Annotated in this window: 13 protein-coding genes, 1 tRNA gene and 3 rRNA genes; 11 read left to right on the top strand and 6 right to left on the bottom strand. The window is 63.2% G+C overall.

The window, feature by feature from the left end:
- The first annotated feature begins 187 nt into the window (after nt 1-187).
- From QF031_RS16530 to QF031_RS16500, 7 genes are all read left to right on the top strand, one after another.
- Nucleotides 188-2,230: an alpha-1,4-glucan--maltose-1-phosphate maltosyltransferase gene (locus tag QF031_RS16530; protein WP_307433422.1), complete on the top strand. Its 2,043-nt coding sequence runs from the start codon at nt 188-190 to the stop codon at nt 2,228-2,230.
- On the top strand, nt 2,227-4,020 hold the full coding sequence (treS, locus tag QF031_RS16525; RefSeq protein ID WP_307430575.1) for a maltose alpha-D-glucosyltransferase: 1,794 nt from the start codon (nt 2,227-2,229) through the stop codon (nt 4,018-4,020). The genes QF031_RS16530 and treS overlap by 4 nt, the downstream gene beginning before the upstream one ends.
- Before the next feature lies 1 nt (nt 4,021).
- Entirely contained in the window at nt 4,022-7,699 is a 3,678-nt protein-coding gene (locus QF031_RS16520; protein ID WP_307430572.1) for a 1,4-alpha-glucan branching enzyme, read from the top strand.
- A 459-nt stretch (nt 7,700-8,158) separates the two neighbouring features.
- A 16S ribosomal RNA gene (locus QF031_RS16515) occupies nt 8,159-9,682 on the top strand.
- A gap of 505 nt (nt 9,683-10,187) precedes the next feature.
- Nucleotides 10,188-13,317 (top strand): 23S ribosomal RNA (locus tag QF031_RS16510).
- A gap of 167 nt (nt 13,318-13,484) precedes the next feature.
- Nucleotides 13,485-13,601 (top strand): 5S ribosomal RNA (gene rrf, locus QF031_RS16505).
- Together the 16S, 23S and 5S rRNA genes form the textbook arrangement of a ribosomal RNA operon.
- Before the next feature lie 104 nt (nt 13,602-13,705).
- Entirely contained in the window at nt 13,706-14,200 is a 495-nt protein-coding gene (locus QF031_RS16500; RefSeq protein ID WP_307430569.1) for a hypothetical protein, read from the top strand.
- A gap of 26 nt (nt 14,201-14,226) precedes the next feature.
- Here QF031_RS16500 and QF031_RS16495 read toward each other — a convergent pair whose 3' ends face one another.
- Nucleotides 14,227-15,282 (bottom strand): LacI family DNA-binding transcriptional regulator, encoded by a 1,056-nt coding sequence (locus QF031_RS16495; RefSeq protein ID WP_307430566.1) that lies wholly within the window; start codon nt 15,280-15,282, stop codon nt 14,227-14,229.
- 2 nt (nt 15,283-15,284) lie between these two features.
- Nucleotides 15,285-17,030: a glycoside hydrolase family 13 protein gene (locus tag QF031_RS16490; RefSeq protein ID WP_370874523.1), complete on the bottom strand. Its 1,746-nt coding sequence runs from the start codon at nt 17,028-17,030 to the stop codon at nt 15,285-15,287.
- Nucleotides 17,031-17,209: 179 nt separating this feature from the next.
- Between QF031_RS16490 and QF031_RS16485 the strand changes: the two genes are divergently transcribed.
- Complete coding sequence (locus QF031_RS16485) at nt 17,210-18,580, top strand: FAD-binding oxidoreductase (RefSeq protein WP_307430560.1); 1,371 nt, start codon at nt 17,210-17,212, stop codon at nt 18,578-18,580.
- 3 nt (nt 18,581-18,583) lie between these two features.
- Here the strand turns inward: QF031_RS16485 and QF031_RS16480 are convergent, their stop codons facing one another.
- The 4 genes from QF031_RS16480 to QF031_RS16465 all read right to left on the bottom strand — a co-directional run bounded on the left by QF031_RS16480 (nt 18,584) and on the right by QF031_RS16465 (nt 23,794).
- The gene (locus QF031_RS16480; RefSeq protein ID WP_307430557.1) at nt 18,584-20,002 is read right to left on the bottom strand and encodes a DUF4032 domain-containing protein; all 1,419 of its coding nucleotides are present in this window, start codon (nt 20,000-20,002) and stop codon (nt 18,584-18,586) included.
- Between the two features lie 166 nt (nt 20,003-20,168).
- Nucleotides 20,169-21,251 carry an ABC transporter ATP-binding protein gene (locus tag QF031_RS16475; protein WP_307430553.1) on the bottom strand — a complete coding sequence of 361 codons (1,083 nt, stop codon included), beginning with the start codon at nt 21,249-21,251 and terminating at the stop codon, nt 20,169-20,171.
- Nucleotides 21,252-21,468: 217 nt separating this feature from the next.
- Nucleotides 21,469-22,302 (bottom strand): trehalose-phosphatase, encoded by an 834-nt coding sequence (otsB, locus tag QF031_RS16470; protein WP_307430549.1) that lies wholly within the window; start codon nt 22,300-22,302, stop codon nt 21,469-21,471.
- Entirely contained in the window at nt 22,292-23,794 is a 1,503-nt protein-coding gene (locus tag QF031_RS16465; protein ID WP_307430547.1) for an alpha,alpha-trehalose-phosphate synthase (UDP-forming), read from the bottom strand. Before QF031_RS16465 ends, otsB begins: the two co-directional genes overlap by 11 nt.
- Nucleotides 23,795-23,971: 177 nt before the next feature.
- On the opposite strand from QF031_RS16465, the gene QF031_RS16460 reads away from it, so the two are divergent.
- The 3 genes from QF031_RS16460 to QF031_RS16450 all read left to right on the top strand — a co-directional run bounded on the left by QF031_RS16460 (nt 23,972) and on the right by QF031_RS16450 (nt 25,578).
- Nucleotides 23,972-24,859, top strand: coding sequence for a DsbA family protein (locus QF031_RS16460; RefSeq protein ID WP_307430543.1), 888 nt, complete (start codon nt 23,972-23,974; stop codon nt 24,857-24,859).
- Between the two features lie 150 nt (nt 24,860-25,009).
- A tRNA-Thr gene (locus tag QF031_RS16455) sits at nt 25,010-25,086 on the top strand.
- Nucleotides 25,087-25,152: 66 nt separating this feature from the next.
- Complete coding sequence (locus tag QF031_RS16450) at nt 25,153-25,578, top strand: ChaB family protein (protein ID WP_307430541.1); 426 nt, start codon at nt 25,153-25,155, stop codon at nt 25,576-25,578.
- The last annotated feature ends 41 nt before the right edge of the window (nt 25,579-25,619 follow it).

The following is a 25,619-nucleotide window of genomic DNA, read 5'->3' as shown; positions in this document are numbered from 1 at the left end:
TCACACTAACCGACAACATGCGCAGCCGGAACCAGCTTTCGGTTTCTTTTGGGTAAATGACAGACGCATGAAGAAATTGGGCCGCGGCGCGGGCGAATTTAGTGAGCAGGCTTAGCAATCCGGGTCATTTCTCGCTAACGTCGAGCCTGTGACGACTAACTCAGGAACCAGTGCCGCATCCACCAAAATGCCCCAGCGCCGAATCACGGAGGGCCTTCGGTTCGGGCGTTTTCCCATCACCGCCGTGCAGCCCGTTGTCGAGGGCGGCAAGTTTCCGGCCAAGGCCCTGCCCGGCGAAGCGATCGTGGTGGGCGCCACCGCCTTCCGCGAAGGGCACGACATGCTCGGCGTCAGCGCCGTGCTCCTTGACCCTTCCGGCGCGGAGCGCCAGCGCGTGCGCCTTGCACCGCCGCGCGGGGAACGCGGCATGGGGACGGACCGCTGGGAAGGCGTGCTCACACCGTCGGAAACCGGCAACTGGTCCTTTGTCATCGAAGCCTGGCATGACCGCTACGGCACTTGGCACCACAACGCAGAGGTGAAGATCGACGCCGGCATCGACGTCGAGCTCATGCTCGCCGAGGGCGCCAAGCTGCTTGGCGAAGCGTCCGGCGAGGACTTCCGGGACGAGGTGGACCGGGCCGCCCTGCGGCACGCCGCGGACGTCCTCGGGGACCAGTCCCGCAGCACGGAGGAACGCCTCGGGGCGGGCTTCGGCGCGGAGATCGCGGACATCGTTGCCCGCCAGCCCATCCGCGAGCTGGTGACCGTGTCCCAGAAGTTCCCCCTGCTGGTGGAGCGGGACCGGGCAGGCCGCGGCGCGTGGTACGAGTTCTTCCCCCGGTCCGAAGGCGCCGTCAAGGACCACAACACCGGCGCCTGGACGTCCGGAAACTTCCGGACCGCTGCCAAGCGGCTCGACGCCGTGGCCGCGATGGGGTTCGACGTGCTCTACATGCCGCCCATCCACCCCATCGGCGTGCAGTTCCGCAAAGGACCCAACAACACCCTCGTTGCCGGCCCGAATGATCCGGGCTCACCCTGGGCCATCGGAGCCAAGGAGGGTGGCCACGATGCCATCCACCCCGACCTCGGGTCCTTCGAAGACTTCGACGCCTTCGTGGCGCGGGCCAACGAACTGGGCCTGGAGGTAGCCCTGGACCTCGCACTGCAGGCAGCCCCGGACCACCCCTGGGTCCAGTCGCACCCGGAATGGTTCACCACCCGGGTGGACGGCAGCATTGCCTACGCGGAGAACCCGCCCAAGAAGTACCAGGACATATATCCGCTCAATTTCGATAATGACCCGGAAGGCCTTTCCCAGGAAATTCTGCGGATTGTGCTGCTGTGGGTCAGCCACGGGGTAAAGATTTTCCGGGTGGATAACCCGCACACCAAACCCGTGTGGTTCTGGGAATGGCTTACTGCGGAAGTAAACAAAGCGGCGCCCGGCGTGGTGTTCCTGGCGGAAGCCTTCACCAGGCCCGCCATGATGCACGCCCTGGGCCGGGCAGGCTTCCAGCAGTCCTACACCTACTTCACGTGGCGCAACACCAAGAAGGAAATCGAGACGTACTTCGAGGAAGTCAGCCACGAATCCCCGGCGTTCTTCCGCCCCAACTTCTTCGTCAACACCCCGGACATCCTCACTGAATACCTGCAGTACGGGGGACCGGCTGCGTTCCGGATCCGGGCCGTCCTCGCCTCCACCGGAAGCCCCCTCTGGGGCGTCTATGCCGGTTACGAGCTGTTCGAGCACGTGGCCCGGCCCGGCGCCGAGGAGTACATCGACAACGAGAAGTTCGAATACAAGGCCCGCGACTGGGACGCCGCCGCGGAGTCGGGGCGCACCCTGGCTCCATACATCACGCGGCTGAACCACATCAGGCGGGACCACCCTGCACTGCTGGACCTCCAGAACCTCACGGTCCACCAGAGTACGGATGACTCCACCGTGGTCTACTCCAAGCACAAGACGCTTCCCGACGGATCCAAGGACACCATCATCGTGGTGGTCAACGTGGATCCGCACGTCACCAAGGAATGCAGCGTGGCTCTGGACCTGGCAGCCCTTGAACTGGACCCGCAGGACCTCACGCCAAGCGGCGGTTTCCACGTGGATGACCTGATCTCCGGCCAAAGCTGGGAGTGGGGCGAGTACAACTACGTGCGCCTGGATCCGCACGTGGAGCCCGCCCACATCCTGAGCGTGAGGAGAACGCATCAGTGAGCTTCAACCCGCAAAGTTCCGGCCACTTCACCCCAAAGAGCACGTTCGAGCTAAATGCACCTGGCCTCCAGCATGACCCGCTGTGGTACCGCAAGGCAGTGTTCTACGAAGTACTTGTGAGGGCCTTTGCGGATGCCAACGGTGATGGGTCCGGCGATTTCTCCGGACTCATCGACCGGCTGGACTACCTGCAGTGGCTGGGCGTCGATTGCCTCTGGCTGCCCCCGTTCTTCCAGTCACCGCTGCGGGACGGCGGCTACGACATTTCCGACTACAACTCGGTCCTGGACGAGTTCGGCACCATCAGCGATTTCAAGCGCCTGGTGGCTGAGGCCCACGCCCGCGGCGTCCGGGTGATCATTGACCTCCCGCTGAACCACACCTCCGACCAGCATCCCTGGTTCCAGGAATCCCGCAAGGACCCGGACGGCCCATTCGGCGACTTCTACGTCTGGAGCGACACCGACGAGAAGTACCAGGACGCCCGCATCATCTTCGTTGACACGGAGGAATCGAACTGGACGTTCGACCCCATCCGCCGGCAGTTCTTCTGGCACCGGTTCTTCAGCCACCAGCCGGACCTGAACTTCGAGAACCCTGCAGTGATTGAAGCCCTCTTCGACGTGGTCCGGTTTTGGCTGGACCAGGGGATCGACGGTTTCCGGGCGGACGCCATCCCCTACCTCTATGAGGAAGAGGGCACCAACTGCGAGAACCTTCCGGCAACCCACGAGTTCCTCCGCCAGCTGCGCACCATGGTGGACGAAAACTATCCCGGCCGCGTCATCATCGCCGAGGCGAACCAGCCGCCCAACGAGGTGGTGGAGTATTTCGGCACCGTGGAGGAGCCCGAATGCCACATGGCGTTCCACTTCCCCATCATGCCCCGCCTGTACTACGCGCTGCGCGACCAGAAGGCCGCGCCCGTCATCGAAACAATGCGCGAAACCCCGGACATCCCCGAGGGCGCACAGTGGGGCACCTTCCTTCGCAACCACGATGAGCTGACCCTGGAAATGGTCACCGCTGACGAGCGGGCGGCCATGCTCGGCTGGTACGCACCGGACCCGCGCATGCGTGCCAACATCGGCATCCGGCGTCGGCTCGCGCCGCTGCTGGACAACTCGCGGGCCGAGATCGAGCTGATCAACGCGCTCCTGCTCTCACTTCCGGGCAGCCCGTTCCTGTACTACGGGGACGAGATCGGCATGGGGGACAACATCTGGCTCGAGGACCGTGATGCGGTCCGCACCCCCATGCAGTGGAACCCGGACCGGAACGCCGGCTTCTCCCACGCAGACCCGGGCAAGCTGTACCTGCCGCCCATCCAGTCTCTGGTCTACAACTACGCCATGGCCAACGTGGAAGCGGAGGCCGCGCACTCCGGGTCCCTGCTGCGCTGGACCCGGCAGATCCTCAGCGTCCGCAAGAACCACCCGGCGTTCGGGCTGGGCGGATTCAAACACGTGGAAGCAGACCACGACGCCGTCCTGGCGTACCTGCGGGAACTGCCGGCCAGCAATTCTGCCGGTGCGAACGCAGAAACCATTCTGTGCGCCTTCAACCTTTCCCAGCACCCGGTGGCGGCCACCCTCCGCATCCCCGAGTACGCCGGGCGGGGGCTCCGCGACGTCTTCGGCGGCCAGATCTTCCCCGGCATCGGCGACGACGGCACCCTCACCCTTACCATCGGAAGCCACGATTTCTTCTGGCTCCGGTTGCGCTCGGCGGGGTCCAACCCGTCGTCGCCCTACACCCAGGCCATGCCCATCCTGTCGATAGAGAACTGAGATGAACCAGCCAATCCTCACTCCCGCCCTCACCGCCCTGCTCAAGGAATGGCTGCCGCAGCAGCGGTGGTTTCCGGTCAAGACGCCTGACTTCGACATTTCCCAGGCGGGCAGCCTGGGGCTGACGGACCCCACGGGCCACGCGGCGCTGGCCGTGTTCCTCCTGAACGTCACCACCGACGGGCCCGACGGCGGCCGGCGCACCGCGGTGGTCCAGGTTCCCCTGAGCTTCCGGCCGGCACCGGCGGGCGGCATGGAGCGGGCACTGGTGGGCGAAGCGGCGGGCATGGATCCCACCCGCCCGTGGGTCTATGACGCCGTGCACGATCCCGACTTCGTGGGCGCGTGGCTGGAGCTCATCAGGCAGCAGGAGAAGGCGGCGAGCGGCACCGCCACCGGATTCCGGGTTGAAGGACCCCACCGGCTTCCTACGGCCAAGGGCGTCGTGAAGGTACTCTCCGGCGAACAGTCCAACAGTTCTGTCCTGGTGGACGACGGCGAATCGGCGGCCATGGTGAAATTCTTCCGGGTGCTGTCGGACGGCACCAACCCCGAGATCGAAGTGGGTGCCGCCCTCACCAAGGCCGGCACCTCCGAAGTTCCTGCCACCCTCGGCTGGGTCCGGGGGGAGTGGCTCGGGCAAGGCGCCCAGGGCAGCCGGTACGTCCAGGGTGAGCTTGCCGTGGCCCACGAGTTCCTGGCCGGCGGCCGGGACGCGTGGCGGCTGGCGGTGGACGCCGCGCGCTCAGGCAAGGACTTCACCTCGGAAGCCCGGGCCCTTGGCGCGGCCACGGCTACGGTGCACAGGCGGCTGGCGGAGGCCCTGGGGCAATCAGCCAAACCTGAACCAGGCAAGGGGGCAGGGCCTGCTGTTGCCCACCGCGTCCGCACCGCGTGGGCTGAAGCGCGTGCCGCCGTCGGGCCTTACGACGAAGCCCTGGACGCCCTGCTGGCCGACCTGGACAAAACCCCAGCCGGGCCGCTGCAGCGCATCCACGGGGACCTCCACTTGGGCCAGATCCTCCTGGTGACAGGCCAATCCGGTGACGAGTCACGCTGGGCCATCCTCGACTTTGAGGGCGAGCCCCTGCGGCCCATCGCCGAACGGAACGTCCCGGACGTACCCTTGCGCGACGTCGTGGGCATGCTCCGGTCCTTCGACTATGCAGCCGGCGCAGCCCAGCGTGAGCAGGAAGGCGCCCAGGTCCCCGACAACTGGGTCGACGATTGCGCCGACGCCTTCCTGGCGGGGTATGCCGGGGTCATTCCCGGCACGGTGGATCGGACCTCACCGCTGTTTGTGGCATTGTGGCTGGACAAGGCGCTGTACGAAGTTGTTTATGAAATGCGGAACAGGCCCGACTGGGTGGCGATTCCAGTAAACGCCTCCAGGCGGCTCCTGAGCAGTAACGGTGCCGGCGACTCTGCCGGTGCAGCATCGGAAGGTAACGAAATGACAGGCTCAGCACGAACTGACCGCCCGGGGGTGCCCCTGCACGTGGATGAAGGCACCCTGGGCAGGATCGCGAACGGTGAACACCACGCCCCCCACTCCGTCCTGGGCGCGCACCTGGACGACTACGGGCATGTCACTATCCGGACCGTGAAGCATCTCGCCGAAGCAATCACCGTGGTCACCCCGGCCGGCGAATTCCCCATGGAACACGAGGCACACGGTGTGTGGGTCGCCGTCCTGGAGCCGCTGGAGGAGGGACACGTTCCCGACTACCGGCTCTCGGTAACCTACCCGGGCAAGGAGCCGGTAACGGTCGACGAGCCCTACCGGTACCTGCCGACCGTGGGCGAGGTGGACCTGCACCTCATCGGTGAAGGCCGGCACGAAAAGCTGTGGAAAGTGCTTGGCGCCCACGTCCAGCACTACAAGTCATCGCTGGGGGACGTCAACGGTGTTTCCTTCGCCGTGTGGGCTCCCAACGCCCAGGCAGTCCGCATCAAGGGCGACTTCAACGCCTGGGACGGCCGTGAAAACTCCATGCGCTCGCTGGGGTCCTCGGGTGTCTGGGAAGTCTTCATTCCCGGCGTTACCGCCGGGGCCTGCTACAAGTACGAGATCCTTACCCGGGGCGGCTACTGGGTTGAAAAAGCCGACCCGATGGCGTACGGCACCGAGGTGCCCCCGTTGACTGCATCCAGGGTGGTGGAACCTTCCTACGCCTTCAAGGACAGCGAATGGATGGAAGCCCGGAGCCAGCGCGACCCGCACAACTCAGCCATGAGTGTCTACGAGGTGCACCTCGGGTCCTGGCGCCTGGGGCTGGGCTACCGTGAACTTGCCAAGGAACTGGTGGATTACGTCAAGTGGCTCGGGTTCACGCACGTGGAATTCATGCCAGTGGCCGAGCACCCGTTCGGCGGCTCCTGGGGTTACCAGGTCACGTCCTACTACGCGCCCACATCCAGGTTTGGCCACCCGGACGAGTTCCGCTACCTGGTGGACGCCCTGCACCAGGCCGGGATCGGCGTGCTGCTGGACTGGGTACCCGCGCACTTCCCCAAGGATTCCTGGGCCCTTGCCCAGTTTGACGGGGAACCGCTGTATGAACACTCCGATCCTGCCTTGGGTGAACACCCCGACTGGGGAACCCTGATCTTCGACTTCGGCCGCTCCGAGGTCCGGAACTTCCTGGTGGCGAACGCCCTCTACTGGCTGGAGGAGTTCCACATCGACGGCCTTCGCGTGGACGCGGTAGCCTCCATGCTCTACCTGGACTACTCACGCCAGGAAGGCCAGTGGCGGCCCAACCGGTTCGGCGGCAGGGAGAACCTGGAAGCCATCTCCTTCCTGCAGGAGGTCAACGCCACCGTCTACAAGACCCACCCGGGCGCCGTCATGATCGCGGAAGAATCCACTGCCTTCCCCGGCGTCACCGCACCCACCAGCCACGGCGGCCTGGGCTTCGGCCTGAAGTGGAACATGGGCTGGATGCACGATTCGCTCAAGTACATTTCCGAGGACCCCTACAACCGCAGGTGGCACCACGGCACCGTCACGTTCTCCCTGGTCTACGCCTTCACCGAGAACTTCCTGCTACCGATCAGCCACGACGAGGTTGTCCACGGCAAGGGCTCCATGCTCCGTAAGATGCCGGGCGACCGCTGGCAGCAGCTTGCCAACCTCCGCGCCTTCTTCGCCTACCAGTGGGCGCACCCGGGCAAGCAGCTCATCTTCATGGGTACCGAGTTCGGCCAGGAAGCCGAATGGTCGGAACAGCACGGCCTGGACTGGTGGCTCGCGGAGATCCCCGCACACAGGGGACTGCAGCTGCTGACCAAGGACCTGAACGAGCTGTACGCATCCACGCCCGCCCTGTACACGCAGGACAATGTTCCCGCCGGATTCCAGTGGATCAATGGGGGAGACGCGGACCGCAACGTCCTGTCCTTCATCAGGTGGGATGCCGACGGCAACCCGATCGTCTGTGCCATCAACTTCTCCGGCGCCCCGCACGTTGGCTACACCCTGGGCGTCCCGTCGGCCGGTGCCTGGACCGAGGTCCTCAACACGGACCACACCACGTACGGCGGATCCGGCGTGCTGAATGACGGTGAGCTGAAGGCCACGGACCAGGGACAGGACGGCCAGCCGGCCACCTTGACCGTCACGCTGCCACCGCTTGGAGCGTCCTACTTCAAGCCGGGAGCGTCATCCGCTAAGTGACCCCTGCCGAGCTGTGAACGTGAGGCCCGGAATCCCCGTGATTCCGGGCCTCACGGCTGTCGGGACGGACGGTGCCGGCAGTGGAGTGGCGATCCCGACTGAGTGGTGGTACAGTTTATTTCCGCGCTGCTCCACGGAGTCAGACGGAAAATCGATCCCCCCAGCTTATGCTGAGGATGGTCGCGGACGCCGGTTTGACACGCAGGAAGTCAGCGGGTAAGTTTGAAAAGTTGCTCCGGAGCGATCCTGAACCAAGGGTTTGGGTGGTGCCGGGTGTGTCTGTTGTTTGAGAACTCAATAGTGTGCCAAGTTTGTTGATACCGATTATGTATGTAATTGGTTGAATTTGCCGAATCGTGCCGCCCCTGTGGTATTGGTTTGGTGTTTTTGGCTGGTTTCAAATTTTGTGCAGCCTGGTTCCGCGTTATTTCCGTGGTGCTTGGTTGTGTCTGTTTTTCTTCAACGGAGAGTTTGATCCTGGCTCAGGATGAACGCTGGCGGCGTGCTTAACACATGCAAGTCGAACGATGAAACCAGCTTGCTGGTGGATTAGTGGCGAACGGGTGAGTAACACGTGAGTAACCTGCCCTTGACTCTGGGATAAGCCTGGGAAACTGGGTCTAATACCGGATATGACCGACTATCGCATGGTGGTTGGTGGAAAGCTTTTGTGGTTTTGGATGGACTCGCGGCCTATCAGCTTGTTGGTGGGGTAATGGCCTACCAAGGCGACGACGGGTAGCCGGCCTGAGAGGGTGACCGGCCACACTGGGACTGAGACACGGCCCAGACTCCTACGGGAGGCAGCAGTGGGGAATATTGCACAATGGGCGCAAGCCTGATGCAGCGACGCCGCGTGAGGGATGACGGCCTTCGGGTTGTAAACCTCTTTCAGTAGGGAAGAAGCCGCAAGGTGACGGTACCTGCAGAAGAAGCGCCGGCTAACTACGTGCCAGCAGCCGCGGTAATACGTAGGGCGCAAGCGTTATCCGGAATTATTGGGCGTAAAGAGCTCGTAGGCGGTTTGTCGCGTCTGCCGTGAAAGTCCGGGGCTCAACTCCGGATCTGCGGTGGGTACGGGCAGACTAGAGTGATGTAGGGGAGACTGGAATTCCTGGTGTAGCGGTGAAATGCGCAGATATCAGGAGGAACACCGATGGCGAAGGCAGGTCTCTGGGCATTAACTGACGCTGAGGAGCGAAAGCATGGGGAGCGAACAGGATTAGATACCCTGGTAGTCCATGCCGTAAACGTTGGGCACTAGGTGTGGGGGACATTCCACGTTTTCCGCGCCGTAGCTAACGCATTAAGTGCCCCGCCTGGGGAGTACGGCCGCAAGGCTAAAACTCAAAGGAATTGACGGGGGCCCGCACAAGCGGCGGAGCATGCGGATTAATTCGATGCAACGCGAAGAACCTTACCAAGGCTTGACATGAACCGGTAATACCTGGAAACAGGTGCCCCGCTTGCGGTCGGTTTACAGGTGGTGCATGGTTGTCGTCAGCTCGTGTCGTGAGATGTTGGGTTAAGTCCCGCAACGAGCGCAACCCTCGTTCTATGTTGCCAGCACGTGATGGTGGGGACTCATAGGAGACTGCCGGGGTCAACTCGGAGGAAGGTGGGGACGACGTCAAATCATCATGCCCCTTATGTCTTGGGCTTCACGCATGCTACAATGGCCGGTACAAAGGGTTGCGATACTGTGAGGTGGAGCTAATCCCAAAAAGCCGGTCTCAGTTCGGATTGGGGTCTGCAACTCGACCCCATGAAGTCGGAGTCGCTAGTAATCGCAGATCAGCAACGCTGCGGTGAATACGTTCCCGGGCCTTGTACACACCGCCCGTCAAGTCACGAAAGTTGGTAACACCCGAAGCCGGTGGCCTAACCCCTTGTGGGAGGGAGCTGTCGAAGGTGGGACTGGCGATTGGGACTAAGTCGTAACAAGGTAGCCGTACCGGAAGGTGCGGCTGGATCACCTCCTTTCTAAGGAGCACCTACAACAACCGGCCTGGATGTATGTCCGGGTGTGGGGGTTGTCAGGAAGCAAGCCCGTTGCGCAGGCGATTGTCCTGCGGCGGGTGCTCATGGGTGGAATATCAACGAATAGGTGCCTGGTGGCACGGACCATTTGCTAGTACGGACGCTTTCCTTTGTGGGGGTTGTTCAGGAACGTTGTGTGGTTTGTTGTCCTGGGTAGTGTTTGGCACACTGTTGGGTCCTGAGACAACAGGACCGGGGGTTTCCCCGGGTTTGTTTGTTTCTGGTTTCCCTGCCATGACGGTCCACGCGCTTGTTTGTGTGTGGGTGTGTGGTGTGGGGTTGTTGTTTGAGAACTACATAGTGGACGCGAGCATCTTGTATAAGAAGCAATTTCCAAGATATATGAACCTGGATCTGGCTGCGCGTGGTGGTGCTGCTCCTTTGTGGGTGGTGTTGATTGTGCGTGGTTGGTTTCTGTGGTTCTCTCGAAAATGTTTTTGATCTTTGTGGTCAAGTTTTTAAGAGCACACGGTGGATGCCTTGGCATTAGGAGCCGAAGAAGGACGTAGGAATCTGCGATAAGCCTGGGGGAGTCGATAACCGGACTGTGATCCCAGGGTGTCCGAATGGGGAAACCCCGCCAAGCGCGCGAGTGACTTGGTGACCCGTACCTGAACACATAGGGTGCGTGGGGGGAACGCGGGGAAGTGAAACATCTCAGTACCCGCAGGAAGAGAAAACAATAGTGATTCCGTTAGTAGTGGCGAGCGAACGCGGATCAGGCTAAACCGTTCCATGTGTGATAGCCGGCGGGCGTTGCATGGTCGGGGTTGTGGGACTTTCCATACCAGTTCTGCCGGGCTGGTGGGGTGTGATGTGCGCGCATAGGTGAACGGTTTTGAAAGGCCGGCCAGAGAGGGTGTTAGTCCCGTAATCGTAATGTGTTTGTACCGCCTGTGAGAGTATCCCAAGTAGTACGGGGCCCGAGAAATCCCGTGCGAATCTGTCAGGACCACCTGATAAGCCTAAATACTCCCTAATGACCGATAGCGGACCAGTACCGTGAGGGAAAGGTGAAAAGTACCCCGGGAGGGGAGTGAAACAGTACCTGAAACCGTGTGCTTACAATCCGTCGGAGCCAGTCTGATTCTGGTGACGGCGTGCCTTTTGAAGAATGAGCCTGCGAGTTAGTGTTACGTCGCGAGGTTAACCCGTGTGGGGCAGCCGTAGCGAAAGCGAGTCTGAATAGGGCGTGTGAGTGGCGTGATCTAGACCCGAAGCGAAGTGATCTACCCATGGCCAGGTTGAAGCGACGGTAAGACGTCGTGGAGGACCGAACCCACTTCAGTTGAAAATGGAGGGGATGAGCTGTGGGTAGGGGTGAAAGGCCAATCAAACTTCGTGATAGCTGGTTCTCCCCGAAATGCATTTAGGTGCAGCGTTGCGTGTTTCTTGCTGGAGGTAGAGCTACTGGATGGCTAATGGGCCCTACAAGGTTACTGACGTCAGCCAAACTCCGAATGCCGGTAAGTGAGAGCGCAGCAGTGAGACTGTGGGGGATAAGCTTCATAGTCGAGAGGGAAACAGCCCAGACCACCAACTAAGGCCCCTAAGCGTGTGCTAAGTGGGAAAGGATGTGGAGTTGCGAAGACAACCAGGAGGTTGGCTTAGAAGCAGCCACCCTTAAAAGAGTGCGTAATAGCTCACTGGTCAAGTGATTCCGCGCCGACAATGTAGCGGGGCTCAAGTACACCGCCGAAGTTGTGGCATTCACATATTCTCCAAGCCTTCGTGGTTCAGGAGTGTGGATGGGTAGGGGAGCGTCGTGTGGGCGGTGAAGTCGCGGTGTAAACCAGCGGTGGAGCCTACACGAGTGAGAATGCAGGCATGAGTAGCGAAAGACGGGTGAGAAACCCGTCCGCCGAATGATCAAGGGTTCCAGGGTCAAGCTAATCTGCCCTGGGTAAGTCGGGACCTAAGGCGAGGCCGACAGGCGTAGTCGATGGACAACGGGTTGATATTCCCGTACCGGCGAAAAACCGCCCATGCTGAGCGGGGGATACTAACTGCCCGAAACCTGCCCGACACCCCTTGTGGGTGAAGGGTTTTGGTGGAGCGCAGGACCTGATCCCGGGAGGCAAGCGTATTAACAGGTGTGACGCAGGAAGGTAGCCGAGCCGGGCGATGGTTGTCCCGGTCTAAGGATGTAGGGCGAGTGGTAGGCAAATCCGCCACTCACATAGCCTGAGATCTGATGGGACCCCCGTTTGGGGGGATTTGGTGATCCTATGCTGCCGAGAAAAGCATCGACGCGAGGTTTTAGCCGCCCGTACCCCAAACCGACACAGGTGATCAGGTAGAGAATACCAAGGCGATCGAGAGAATTATGGTTAAGGAACTCGGCAAAATGCCCCCGTAACTTCGGGAGAAGGGGGGCCCCAACCTTGAACACCACATCGCTGGTGGGAGGGGATCGGGGCCGCAGAGACCAGGGGGAAGCGACTGTTTACTAAAAACACAGGTCCGTGCGAAGTCGCAAGACGATGTATACGGACTGACTCCTGCCCGGTGCTGGAAGGTTAAGAGGACCGGTTAGCCGCAAGGCGAAGCTGAGAATTTAAGCCCCAGTAAACGGCGGTGGTAACTATAACCATCCTAAGGTAGCGAAATTCCTTGTCGGGTAAGTTCCGACCTGCACGAATGGAGTAACGACTTCCCCGCTGTCTCAACCATAAACTCGGCGAAATTGCAGTACGAGTAAAGATGCTCGTTACGCGCAGCAGGACGGAAAGACCCCGAGACCTTTACTATAGTTTGGTATTGGTGTTCGGAGTGGCTTGTGTAGGATAGGTGGGAGACGTTGAAGCCCGGACGCCAGTTCGGGTGGAGTCATCGTTGAAATACCACTCTGGTCACTTTGGACATCTAACTTCGGCCCGTAATCCGGGTCAGGGACAGTGCCTGATGGGTAGTTTAACTGGGGCGGTTGCCTCCTAAAAAGTAACGGAGGCGCCCAAAGGTTCCCTCAGCCTGGTTGGCAATCAGGTGTCGAGTGTAAGTGCACAAGGGAGCTTGACTGTGAGAGAGACATCTCGAGCAGGGACGAAAGTCGGGACTAGTGATCCGGCGGTACATTGTGGAATGGCCGTCGCTCAACGGATAAAAGGTACCTCGGGGATAACAGGCTGATCTTGCCCAAGAGTCCATATCGACGGCATGGTTTGGCACCTCGATGTCGGCTCGTCGCATCCTGGGGCTGGAGTAGGTCCCAAGGGTTGGGCTGTTCGCCCATTAAAGCGGTACGCGAGCTGGGTTTAGAACGTCGTGAGACAGTTCGGTCCCTATCCGCTGCGCGCGCAGGAAATTTGAGAAGGGCTGTCCTTAGTACGAGAGGACCGGGACGGACGAACCTCTGGTGTGTCAGTTGTACTGCCAAGTGCACCGCTGATTAGCTACGTTCGGATGGGATAACCGCTGAAAGCATCTAAGCGGGAAGCTCGCTTCAAGATGAGATTTCCATACACCATTGCGTGTGAGAGGCCCCCAGCCAGACCACTGGGTTGATAGGCCGGATGTGGAAGCGAGGACTAACGACTCGTGAAGCTGACCGGTACTAATAGGCCAACAACTTACACCACACAGAAAAACATCCTGCTTGCGTCCACTATGTGGTTCCCAACCAACAACCCCTCCAACACGCGGGTTGTCCCGGTACGGAACCAAACAACTGAATAACAACACCACATGTTGTAACCACAGTCTTCCCACCCCCACAGCAACACCAAGGGGGTTCGGGTGAAAGGGTTACGGCGGTCATAGCGTGGGGGAAACGCCCGGTCCCATTCCGAACCCGGAAGCTAAGACCCACAGCGCCGATGGTACTGCACCCGGGAGGGTGTGGGAGAGTAGGTCACCGCCGGAACATACATTACGAAGGGCCCTGACAAGGAATGTCAGGGCCCTTCGACTTTAACCTCAAACCGATGCCGCGGGTCGGCCAAACGTCCGCGGGTAGGATTGACCCTCATGAGCAGCATCTTCAGCCACGCCCAGGACCCTTTCGGAGAAGCCGGACGGCCGGCGGGCGATCTGCTGCAACCAGTGGTGAACACAGTGGTGGTACCCGGCCCTGTAGCCCGCGCATTTGCCGGCTTCACCGACCACACCCACCTGTGGTGGCCCCTGGAGCAGCACGGCGAGTACGGCGGTGGATCGTACGTGGAGTTTGAAGAGAACCTGATTCTCGAAACGGCGGATGACGGCCGGACCAGCATTTGGGGAACCATCGATGACTGGCAGCCGCCACTGTCCTTTCACGCCACCTGGCACCCCGGCACCACCGCGCTCTGGTCCACCGAACTCCTGGTCGTGTTCCGTTCCGTTGAAACAGGCACCGAGGTGCGGGTCTTCCACGAGGGGTGGGAGGGCGCCGAGGATCCTGCCGGCGCACGGCAAGAGTATGCAGAGGCGTGGCCGCTCATCCTCGAAAAGTTTGCGCGGTTCATGGGCGCTGAACTCTGACCCTGGCAGGCGCCTCAAAGTCCGTCCTAAATCCGTAGCCCTGCCACACCCGGTGGAACAGCCGTACTGCTCCGGATCACAAACTCCGTGGGAAACTCCTGGTCCTGTGCTGCAGCCGCGGCCGGGCCGCCGTCGGAATCATCGCCTGGCCTGTCCAGCAAAGCCAAGGCAGTGGCCGCGGCCAGCCTTCCCTGTCCCCTTGGATCCTGGCTGATGGTTGTAAGGCCGAAAGTCTCGGCGAGTTCGTGCCCGTCGATCCCCACAACGGAGAGATCCTGCGGGACCTGCAGCCCAAAATCCCGCGCCGCAAGCATGATGCCCACGGCCATCTCATCCGATGCTGCAAAGACCGCGGTAGGGCGCCCAGCGCTTGTGCCCAGCAGCCGGCGGCCCGCCGCGTACGCGCCCTGGATGGTGAAGTCGGCGGTGGTGTTCCACTCCTGCCGCACCGTCAGGCCCGCTGCGGCCATGGCGGCGGCGAACCCCTTCTGCCGGAGCTGGGGGAGCTTGAAGTCCCGGTTCAGCTCTCCGTGTCCGGTGACGTGCGCGATCCTGGTGTGCCCCAGTCCAATAAGGTGGCGGGTAGCCAGTGCCGCCAGCCCCTCGTCGTCGATCCTGATGGTCGAGGCTCCCCGCAAGGCGCCTCCGATGCCGACGATGGGACGGTGCACCGCCAGCAGCTGGCCGATCTCGTCCTCGCTGAGCACCAGCGCCACAGCAATGACGACATCGAGGCGCTTCCGCAGCAGGAAGTCGTTCAGGATGCTGCTGCGCCGCTCCGGCTGCTCGCCCACGTTATACAGCGTCAGGTCGTAACCTGCATCCAGCAAGGCCTCCGAAACCCCCTCCAGGACTGAGGAGAAGTACCAGCGCTGGACGTTGGGCACCACCAGCCCAATATTGTGGTTCCGTCCCGACGCCAGGCTCGAGGCGTGGTAGGAAGGGACGAACCCCAGTTCCTTGGCCGCTTCCTGGGCAAGGCGGCGGCTCTTGGCCGAGACATTCGACTTGCCGCTCAGAGCCCTGGAAACGGTGGCCACTGACAGGCCCGCGTGGCTGGCAACTTCCTTGATACCTGCCATGGTCAGTCTGCTGTAATGAGGTCCGGTCCAAGCTGGATCCATGCAGTCTCACCGGAGGCAAGGGCATGGGCGGTCTCTGATGGGAGGCTGCGGAGCAGCACGTCCCCTGCCGGCAACTCCAGCGGCTCATGGTTCAGGTTCATGAGGACCAGCGTAGTGCCGTTCAGGTAGCCCAAGGAGGAACCTGTGCACCAGGCTTCGGCCCAGGACAATGATCCCCTGCCCAGGTCCAGTTGCCGGCGGCGTGCCAGGGCGTCGCGGTAAAGGGAGAGATGCGACGACGGTGATTCAGCCTGCAGATCCCGCGCCAGTTCCCCGAACGATCCGGGAATGGGCAGCCACGGGTCCACTCCCGACCCAAAGCCGAGGTGCGGATCCGCGGCCCGCCACGGCAGCGGCACCCGGCAGCCGTCACGGCCAAGCCGCTGGCCGCCGGTCCTGGCAAACGTCGGATCCTGGCGCCGGTGCCCGGGGATGTCGACGCCGTCCGGCAGCCCCAGTTCTTCTCCCTGATAGAGGTAAGCGGCCCCGGGCAGCCCCAGCATGAACAGTGAGGCGGCGGCCGCACGGCGCCGGCCCAGGTCTTCGTCCGGCTGGGGATCCGCTGCACCAATGCCGTCCCCGTCCCGTGGACCCAGCCCGTTGTAGCCAAACCGGGTGGCATGGCGGACCACGTCATGGTTGGAGAGCACCCACGTGCTCGGGGCCCCGACGCCGTCAAGGACCGTCAGCGAGTCCGTGATGACAGAACGCAGCCGGTAAACTTCCAGCCCCGCGTGAAGGTAAGGGAAGTTGAACGCCTGATGCATTTCGTCAGGCCGCACCCAGTGTGCCAGCCGGTGCAGGTCCACGCTTGCCTCGGCACAAAGGATCCGGTCCGGGCCGTATTCGTCCAGGAGCAGCCGCCACTTCCGGAAGATGTCGTGGACGCCGGGCTGACCGAACATGGGCGCCTCGTGGCCCGGGTACCCCTCGCTGCTGCCGCCATCGGGGCGGCCTCCCCATTCTGGCAGACCGGGCGCCTTCACCAGGGCATGGGCTACATCAACCCGGAAACCGGAGACGCCTCGGTCCAGCCAGAAGCGGAGCACCCGCTCGAACTCAGCATGGACGGCGGGGTTGTCCCAGTTGAAGTCGGGCTGGGACGAATCAAAGAGATGCAGGTACCACTGCCCGGGTTGGCCGTCCGGCCCCGGCACGCGGGTCCAGGCAGGCCCGCCAAAGTGGGACTGCCAGTTGTTTGGCGGTTCCTGTCCCTCGGGGCCGGAGCCGTCCCGGAAGATGAACATGTCCCGCTCCGGGCTTCCGGCCGGCGCTGCAAGGGCAGCCTGAAAGGCAGGATGCTGGTCGGAGCAGTGGTTCGGCACGAGGTCCACGATCACCCGCAGGCCCAGCCTGTGCGATTCAGCCATCATGACGTCGAAGTCCCCGAGGGTGCCGAAGATGGGGTCAACGTCGCAGTAGTCGCTGACGTCGTAGCCCCCATCGCGTTGCGGGGAACGGAAGAAGGGCGACAGCCACATCGCGTCAACGCCCAAGTCCGCAAGATGCTGCAGCTCTTCAGTGATGCCTGCCAGGTCGCCGACACCGTCGCCGTTCAAGTCACGGAAGGACCGCGGGTACACCTGGTAGATCACGGCGGACCGCCACCACCCCGGGGCCGAGTCGGCAGTGTGGATGAGCGTCAGGGGACCAGCGGCAGCCGTAGTGTCCTGGGTCACAGTTTCGACAGACATGGAAGTCAGCATAACCGCGCGCGGCAACATAAATGAAAACGCTTCCATTAACGTTTCGTCAGGCGATCTGCGCTGCCGGTGCAATCTGTGGGGAATAGGACTGGAAACGGTTGCAGGAGGTGGTGCACCACGATGCGGCAGCGGCCACGTCATAGACTGGAACGATATGTCCGACGACGGGTGGAGGCTCTGTGGGAAGCATCGTTGACGAGCTGGAAGCCATCCTGGCGCCGGGGCAGGTAGAGGCAGGCGAGGTGTCGCTCCGCAGGTACGCCATCGACCAGGCGCCCGTCATCGACTTCCAGCTTCCCTTGTCAGTGGTGTTCCCGGAATCGGTGGCCGATGTGCAGGCAGTGGTGAAAGCCTGTGCGGGCAGCGGAGTGGCCATCGTTCCCCGCGGTGCGGGTACGGGGGTCTCAGGCGGCGCCCACGCCACGAATAACTGCATCATCCTGTCGCTCGAGCGGATGGACCGGATCCTTGCGCTGAACCCCGATGACGAAACAGCGGTTGTGGAGCCCGGCGTCGTCAACGCGGTCCTCAATGAAGCAGCCGCAGAGCACGGCCTCATGTACGCTCCGGATCCCGCCAGTTTCCGGAGCTCCACCATCGGCGGCAACGTGGCCACCAATGCAGGAGGACTGCGCTGCGCCAAGTATGGGGTCACCAGGGATTCGGTCCTCGCGCTCGACGTCGTCATGGCTGACGGGTCGCTCATCCACACCGGACACCAGACCTTCAAAGGCGTGGCAGGCTACGACCTCACGGGCCTTTTCGTGGGGTCCGAGGGGACGTTGGGCATCGTCGTCGGAATCACCGTGCGGCTAAAGTACCTGCCCCGGGAAGTCCACACCGTGGCCGCGTTCTACCCGGACTTCCGCATGGCTGCCGCAGGGGTCCTGGCCGTGGGCAGGGCACGCGTCCAGCCCGCCATCATGGAACTGCTCGACGGCGGGACGCTGGCCCAGCTCGACGACATCCATGGCTCGGACCTCAGCACGCGCGGAAAGTCCCTGCTGCTCATCCAGACGGACGGCTTCGGCGCTGCTGCGGAAGCCGACGTGGTGCGCCAGGTCCTGCGCGAGGGCGGCGCAACGGTCACCACCGAGGCCAGCGCCGAAGCCGAGCGGCTGGTGGAGCTCCGGCGACACAGCCGGGGCACGGAAGTCGACGACGAGTACCGCGTTGGTGAGGATGTGGCCGTTCCGCGCTCCCGCCTGGTGGACTACGTTGCAGCGCTCGAGGCCATGGCCGCCACGCAGCAGGTGCACCTCAAAGTGGTGGCCCACGCCGGTGACGGGAACCTGCATCCCACGTTCTGGATCGACCGGCAGGGGGCGGAGGTGGATGCGGGCGCCATGGAGCGGCTGCAGGTGGCGCTGGATGAGTCCATCACTGCCGCCCTGGCGATGGGCGGCACCATCACGGGGGAGCACGGCGTAGGCCAGTACAAGCTGCGCTGGCTGGGCCAGGAGCAGCCGGAACCGGTCCGGGAGCTCCAGCGCAGGATCAAGGACCTGTTTGATCCTGCCGGGATCCTGAACCCCGGCAAGGCCATCTAGGACCTAGTCATCGGAGTCCGGGTACTCGTCCACGGACTCGTCGGCGCCGTAGCGGGACTCCTCGTTTTCCACCTCGAGGATCTTCAGCAGCTCAGTATCCGGGTTGAGCATGATGGCCGCTTCGTCCCGCCGGTGCCGGAGGATCGAATCGATGTAGGACTGCACGGCTTCAGCCAGCGGAATGTGGCGCTCCTGCTTTTCGGACATGTACCACCGGTGCTCCAGGACCTCGTGCACCACCTCGGCGTGCTCAAGCTTGCCGGACAGGTCGCGGGGTATGGCCCGCACGATCGGCTCGAAGATCTGGCTGACCCACAGGTGGGCGCTGTATTCCTCATCCATTTCCGGGTTGTTGTCCGCGCGGAACGAGTCCATGTCGTTGAGCAGCCGGCGGGCCTGGTTCTCCTGGGCATCCAGGCCGGTGAGCCGCAGCAGGCGGCGCTGGTGGTGCCCCGCGTCCACCACCTTGGGCTGCAGCTGGATGGTGGAGCCGTTCTGGGTGGTCTTGATGGCGTACTCTTCGACGTCGAAGCCGAGTTCGTTCAGGCGCCGGATACGCGCTCCTACCCGCCAGCGCTCGCCGAGTTCAAAGGACTCCTTTTCGGTCAGCTCAGCCCACAGCCGGCGGTAGCTGTCCATGATCAGCTCGCTGGTGGCCACGGGGTCCACCTTCTCCTCGATGAGGCCGCCGTCCAGCAGGTCCATCAGCTCGCCGGCGATGTTCACGCGGGCAATCTCCAGGTCGTACTCGCGCTGTCCGGTGGAGAGGTCCGGGTAGAGCTCGCCCGTTTCGGCGTCCACCAGGTAAGCGGCGAAAGCACCGGCATCACGGCGGAAAAGGGTGTTGGACAGCGAGACGTCGCCCCAGTAGAAACCGATGAGGTGCAGCCGCACCATGAGCAGTGCCTGCGCGTCGATGAGGCGGGTGAGGGTGTCCTTGCGCAGCATCTGGGAAAAGAGCGCGCGGTAGGGCATGGAGAACTTCAGGTGCCGCGTCACCAGGACCGGGTTGAGCGGGCGGCCGTCCGGAGTGGTGCGCCCTGTGATCACCGCGACCGGCTCCACGCACGGGACGTCGAGGCGGGCCAGCTTGCGGAGCATGTGGTACTCGTGGCGGGCAACGTGCTCGGAGGTTTCCTTGATGGCGATCACGGAGCCGCCCAGGTGCGCGAAGCGCACAATATGCCGGGAGATGCCGCGGGGGAGTGCCGCCAGGTACTCCGCCGGCCACTCCTCCAACGCGATGTGCCAGGGCAGGTCCAGCAGTTCCGGATCCGCCGCCGCGGCGGTGATGTTCAGCGACGAGGCGACCGAGGCGGCTTTGTTGTCATCGGCACTGGCCGCCACGAACCGCGGCAGTTTCCCGATCTGCGCGTAGTCGGTGGGTTCGTCGTGCCACTGGGCGCTGTATTCCTCGGTCATGGCTCAATTCTTCCGTACTCAGGGCAGGGCGGCTAAATCCCGGACAGGCATGGTTAAAGGCCGACGGCGGCCCGCCAGGAAGGAGGGCCGCCGTCGCTAACCTGGGGCCACGCCGGCAGGGTTCCCTGGCCGAAGCGAAGCGAGGTTAGGGTGCCGGTGGGGAGGATCAGTCGCCGAGGCGCAGGCCGGTCTTGGTGTCGAACAGGTGCACGTGGCCCGACTGCGGACGGACGTAGATGACCTCGCCCTTCATCGGGGGGCGGCGGCCGTCGACACGGGCCACGATGTCGTGGTCCTTGCCGTCAAGGTTGGTGTGGCCGTAGACGTAGGCGTCGGCGCCGAGTTCTTCGACGACGTCCACCTCCACCTTGAGGCCCTCACCTTGCGGGGCGGTTTCCAGGTCTTCGGGACGGCTGCCCAGCGTGACCGTGGAGCCGTGGGCTTCTTCGAGGACGTCGCGCGGCACGGGGTAAACGGTGCCGCCGAACTGCACGCCGCCGTCGACGACGGGCAGTTCCAGCAGGTTCATGGCGGGGGAGCCGATGAAGCCGGCAACGAAGACGTTCTTGGGGCGGTCGTAAAGGTTGCGCGGAGTGTCAACCTGCTGCAGCAGGCCGTCCTTCAGCACGGCGACGCGGTCGCCCATGGTCATGGCCTCAACCTGGTCGTGCGTCACGTAAACGGTGGTGACGCCCAGGCGGCGGGTCAGGGACGCGATCTGGGTACGGGTCTGGACGCGGAGCTTGGCGTCCAGGTTGGACAGCGGCTCGTCCATGAGGAAGACCTGCGGGTTGCGGACGATTGCGCGGCCCATGGCAACACGCTGGCGCTGGCCGCCGGAGAGTGCCTTCGGCTTGCGGTCCAGGTACTGCTCGAGGTCGAGGAGCTTGGCGGCTTCACGGACGCGCTCGGCGCGCTCTTCCTTGGAGATGCCGGCGATCTTGAGGGCGAAGCCCATGTTGTCGGCCACAGTCATGTGCGGGTACAGCGCGTAGTTCTGGAAAACCATCGCGATGTCGCGGTCCTTCGGGGGAACATCGGTGACATCGCGGTCGCCGATCAGGATGCGGCCTGCGTTTACGTCCTCAAGGCCTGCGAGCATGCGCAGGGAGGTGGACTTGCCGCAACCGGAGGGTCCAACGAGGACCAGGAATTCGCCATCGGCGATGTCGATGTTGAGCTTATCGACGGCGGGCTTATCTGTGCCCGGGTACAGACGCGTAGCGTTGTCAAAAGTAACTGTAGCCACAGTTATCAATCCCTTCACCGGCAGGTACGTGCCGGACGATCCGTTGTGAATGGTTCATTTTTATTCAGTTTTGTTCCTGCAAAATGCTCCGCGGCGTCCGCGGAGCATTGATTGACGCCGCACGCTTGTTGTGCGCCACATCACACAAAGAGTATGACAGAGGTTTCTCTTTTTAGCGCAATTGTTACGAACGTCACATCCGGCGCGGGACTAGGCCTTAGCCGGACGCGGCCTGCGGATCCTCCTCGGTCACGGCGCTGCTCCGCTCCTGGAGCAGGGCTTCCAGTAGTTCCGCGACGTGGACGGGTGCCTCCACCCGGTATTGCGCCTGGGTGAAGTCGAGCCCGATCTTGACGCCGACATCGCCTGGTTCGAGGCGCCCAAAGGCGTCCTCATCCGTGACGTCATCACCGGCGAACAGCACGGCGGTGGCCCCCGTTGCCTGCCGGAGGAAGGTGACCCCTTCACCCTTGGAGGCATGGACCACTGAAGTTTCCAGGACACGCTTGCCCTCTTTGAGGAAGACTCCCTTGCGGTCCTGCAGAACCGAGCGGGCGGCGGACACTGCGTCCTCCGCCACGTCATCCTGGGCCTGGCGGGTGTGCAGGACCACACCGGCGGGCTTGTCTTCCAGCGACGTGCCGGGCGCTTCCGCGACGATAGCCGCTAATTCGGCCCGCACTTCTTTAAGGAGCGCTTTCTGGTCCTCATCCAACGTCAGTTCGGTGGAGCCCGGCCCCAGCCAGGCCTCGGCGCCGTGGCTGCCGATCAGCAGCGTGTCCACCGGCGGGGAGGCGACCTCACGCAGGCTGGCGAGGGCGCGCCCCGAGATGAGTGCCGTCCTCGTGCGTGGAAGCACGGCGAGCCCTGCGAATGCCGCGGCTGAGCGCGGAAGGGGCCGCGCGTCCTGGGCGCGGCCCACGATAGGCGCCATGGTGCCGTCGAAATCCATGGCAACCAGCAGGTGCTCTGTTGCGGCGATCCGGCGCAGCGCCTGGCGGAGTTCGGGAGTGAGCGCCAGCGCCGGCCTGCCCCCGTCTTCACGAGTCATCGCGGATCACCTTTTCCTTCAGCGCGCGCAGGAAGTCCGCGGACCAGTGGTCCACGTCGTGCTCAAGGATCTGCTTGCGCATGGCACGCATGCGCCGCGCTGCGTCCCGCGGCGGCAACTCGACGGCGCGCATGATCGTGGCCTTCAGTCCGTCGATATCGTGCGGGTTCATCAGCAGCGCCTGCTTCAGCTGGTCCGCGGCGCCGGCGAACTCACTGAGGACCAGGGCGCCGTCATTGTTGATTCGGGCGGTGACGTATTCCTTGGCCACCAGGTTCATCCCGTCCCGCAGGGCGGTGACCAGCATGACGTCCGCCGCCAGGTACAGCGCCACCATCTCCTCCACGGGGTAGCTGTGGTGCAGATAGCGCACCGCGGTGTTCTCGATGGTGTCGTAGGTGCCGTTGATGTGGCCCACGGTGCCCTCCACCTCCTCCCGCAGCAGCCGGTAGTGCTCAACGCGCTCGCGGCTGGGTGAGGCAACCTGGATCAGGGTTGCGTCACCCACGGTCAGTTTGCCGTCCGCCAGAAGCTCTCCGAACGCCTTGAGCCGGTGGCCGATGCCCTTGGTGTAGTCCAGGCGGTCCACCCCCAGGAGGATGGTCCGGGGATTGCCCAGGTCCTGGCGGATCTGCCGGGCCCGCTCGATGATCTCCGGCTTGGCGGCCAGTTCACTGATCTGCTGGGCATCGATGGAGATGGGGAAGGCCTGGGCGCGCGCGATGTGGGTGATTTCCCCGTTCTGGCCCTTGACGTGCACCTGCTGCTGCTTGACGCTCGCGCCGAGGAAGCGGCGCGCGGAGCGCATGAAGTTGCCGGCATCGCTGGGCCGCTGGAAGCCCACCAGGTCGGCGCCGAGAAGTCCGTCGATGATGGCGTGGCGCCACGGCAGCTGCGCGAAGATTTCCGGAGGCGGGAACGGAATGTGGTTGAAGAACCCAATCTTCAGGTCCGGCCGCGCCTGGCGCAGCATGCGCGGCACCAGCTGCAGCTGGTAGTCCTGCACCCAGACCGTCGCGCCCTGGTCGGCGTGGCTGACGACGGCGTCGGCGAACCTTTGATTGACCCTGCGGTAGGCATCCCACCAGGTCCGGTGGAATTCCGGCGGCGCGATGACATCGTGGTAGAGCGGCCACAGGGTCGCGTTGGAGAAGCCCTCATAATAGAGCTCCACGTCGTCGGTGCTCAGCTGGACCGGAACAAGGTCCATGCCACCGTGGCTGAAAGGATCCACGGTCTCATCCGGTGCGCCATGCCAGCCAACCCAGGCGCCGTCCGTCTTGGTCATCATGGGAGCCAGCGCCGTCACCAGCCCGCCGGGCGAACGGCGCCAGCCTGAGCCGTCATCCCCGGCGTCGCCCGCTGCCACACGGTCAACGGGCAGCCGGTTCGAGACCACCATGAAGTCGTACTTGGTGTCACCGGCGTGGCTGGAACCGGAACCCACGGCCGTTGCTGTGCCGGCGGGTTTTTCCTGGACGGGTGTTTGCATTGCGGCCCCCTGGGGTTGCTTGTGCCTCTAAGCCACCCTAGCCGGACGGAATCTTCGGGGCTATTCGTCCGTTGGTCAAGCCGAAGGAATAGTTGAACCCGCAAGCTCTCAGCTTTCTCCCCTAAAATGTTGGGGTGCCACGAAGTGGTCCCCTACGTCGACCGACCCAAGGAACTCATGAGCCCCGCAAACGAAGTACGTAAGTCCAAGGCTGAGCGAACGGCGGAGGCGCGCGAAAAAGCGCGCCTGATCCGCGAAGCGCAGGCAAAAAAGGACAAGCGCAACAAGCTGCTGATCGGCTGGGGCATCGTGGCGGCGGTGGTGGTCATCCTGGTGGTGGTGGGCCTGGTGGTGGCGGGCAACATCCAGCGGAACGCCCCGGTTGCGGACCAGGGCCCTGTTCCTGCCAACGCCAACAGCCACGGCGGCGTTACGCTGCTGGCCAACAACGAGGTGGCCAAGACGGAGCCGGCTACTGTTGACGCCGCTTCCGTGGGGGAAGCGCCGAAGACTCCGCCCGCCGAGGTGGTGGCACCCGGCGCCGAGGCGGAGGCGGGCAAGCCGGTCAAGGTGGTCCTCTACATCGACTTCATCTGCCCCATCTGCAAGAACTTTGAGACCCAGTACAACGACCAGCTCACCTCGCTGCGCAATGAAGGCAAGATCACTGTCGAATACCGCGCCCTGGGCTTCCTGGACAGCCGGTCCACCACCAACTACTCGTCCCGGGCAGCGAACGCAGCAGCGTGTGTGGTCAACACATCGCCGGAGAAATACTCGGACTTCGTCAACGCACTGTTCGCCAAGCAGCCGGCAGAAGGCACTGCGGGCCTGTCCGACAACGACCTGAAGAAGATGGCCTCGGACATGGGCGTGAACATCGACTCCTGCGTGGATGACAAGACCTACCGCCCCTTCGTGAAGTTCACCACCGCGGAAGCATCCGCGATCGGCGTTACGGGTACGCCCACCGTCTTCGTGGACGGCAAGCAGTGGGGCAAGGGCGACAGCGCCCAGACGCCGTTCCCCGACTTCCTGCAGGCAGCCATCGCCGCCAAGGGCTAGGAACCAACAGTGCTGCCAGGGGCCTGTTCCGGAACATTCCCGGGGCAGGCCCCTGCCGCAGGCAAAACACCGGCCCGGGCGTTTTTACGCCCGGCGGGGAGTTGGGCTACCCTTATCTAGCGCCTTCCGCGCGCATGCCCTAATGGGCACGCCTCCTTAGCTCAGTTGGCCAGAGCACCGCTCTTGTAAAGCGGGGGTCGTCGGTTCGAATCCGACAGGGGGCTCCACAAACCTCCGGGTCTAAGCTGGAACTATCCACATGATCAGCGTGCTGACAAAGGAGGATGGGTCCCATGCCCAAGACCGGCAAGAACGACCATGCCCGCAAGGAAGAGCTCCCCTCGACCCTGCAGCGTTCTGACCAAAAGGCCCAGGACACCTTCGCCAAGACCTACGATTCCGCCCTTGAGTCCTATGACCAGGACGAACAGCGGGCCGCCCGCGCGGCCTACGCCTCCCTGAAACACAGCTACGAGAAGGTGGGCGACCACTGGGAGCCCAAGGAAAACCGCGGCCCGTCGGATAAACGCGCAGAAGAGGGTATCCGCTCCTCGGAACCCACGGCCGGTGGCGTGGATGCCAACGCCTCGAAGGACCACCTCTACGAGCTGGCCAGGGAACTGGACGTCAAGGGCCGCTCGAAGATGGACAAAGACCAGCTGGTGAAGGCACTCCAGAAGGCCAACGACGCCGCCACCCGCAAAGCCCGCAGCAAATAGCCTTCGCTCTTGCCGTCCCGCCGTCCAAGGTGTCGAATCAG

The sequence above is a fragment of the Pseudarthrobacter defluvii genome (assembly GCF_030816725.1).
Taxonomy (GTDB): domain Bacteria; phylum Actinomycetota; class Actinomycetes; order Actinomycetales; family Micrococcaceae; genus Arthrobacter; species Arthrobacter defluvii_A.
This window is presented reverse-complemented; position numbering and strand designations above follow the sequence as displayed.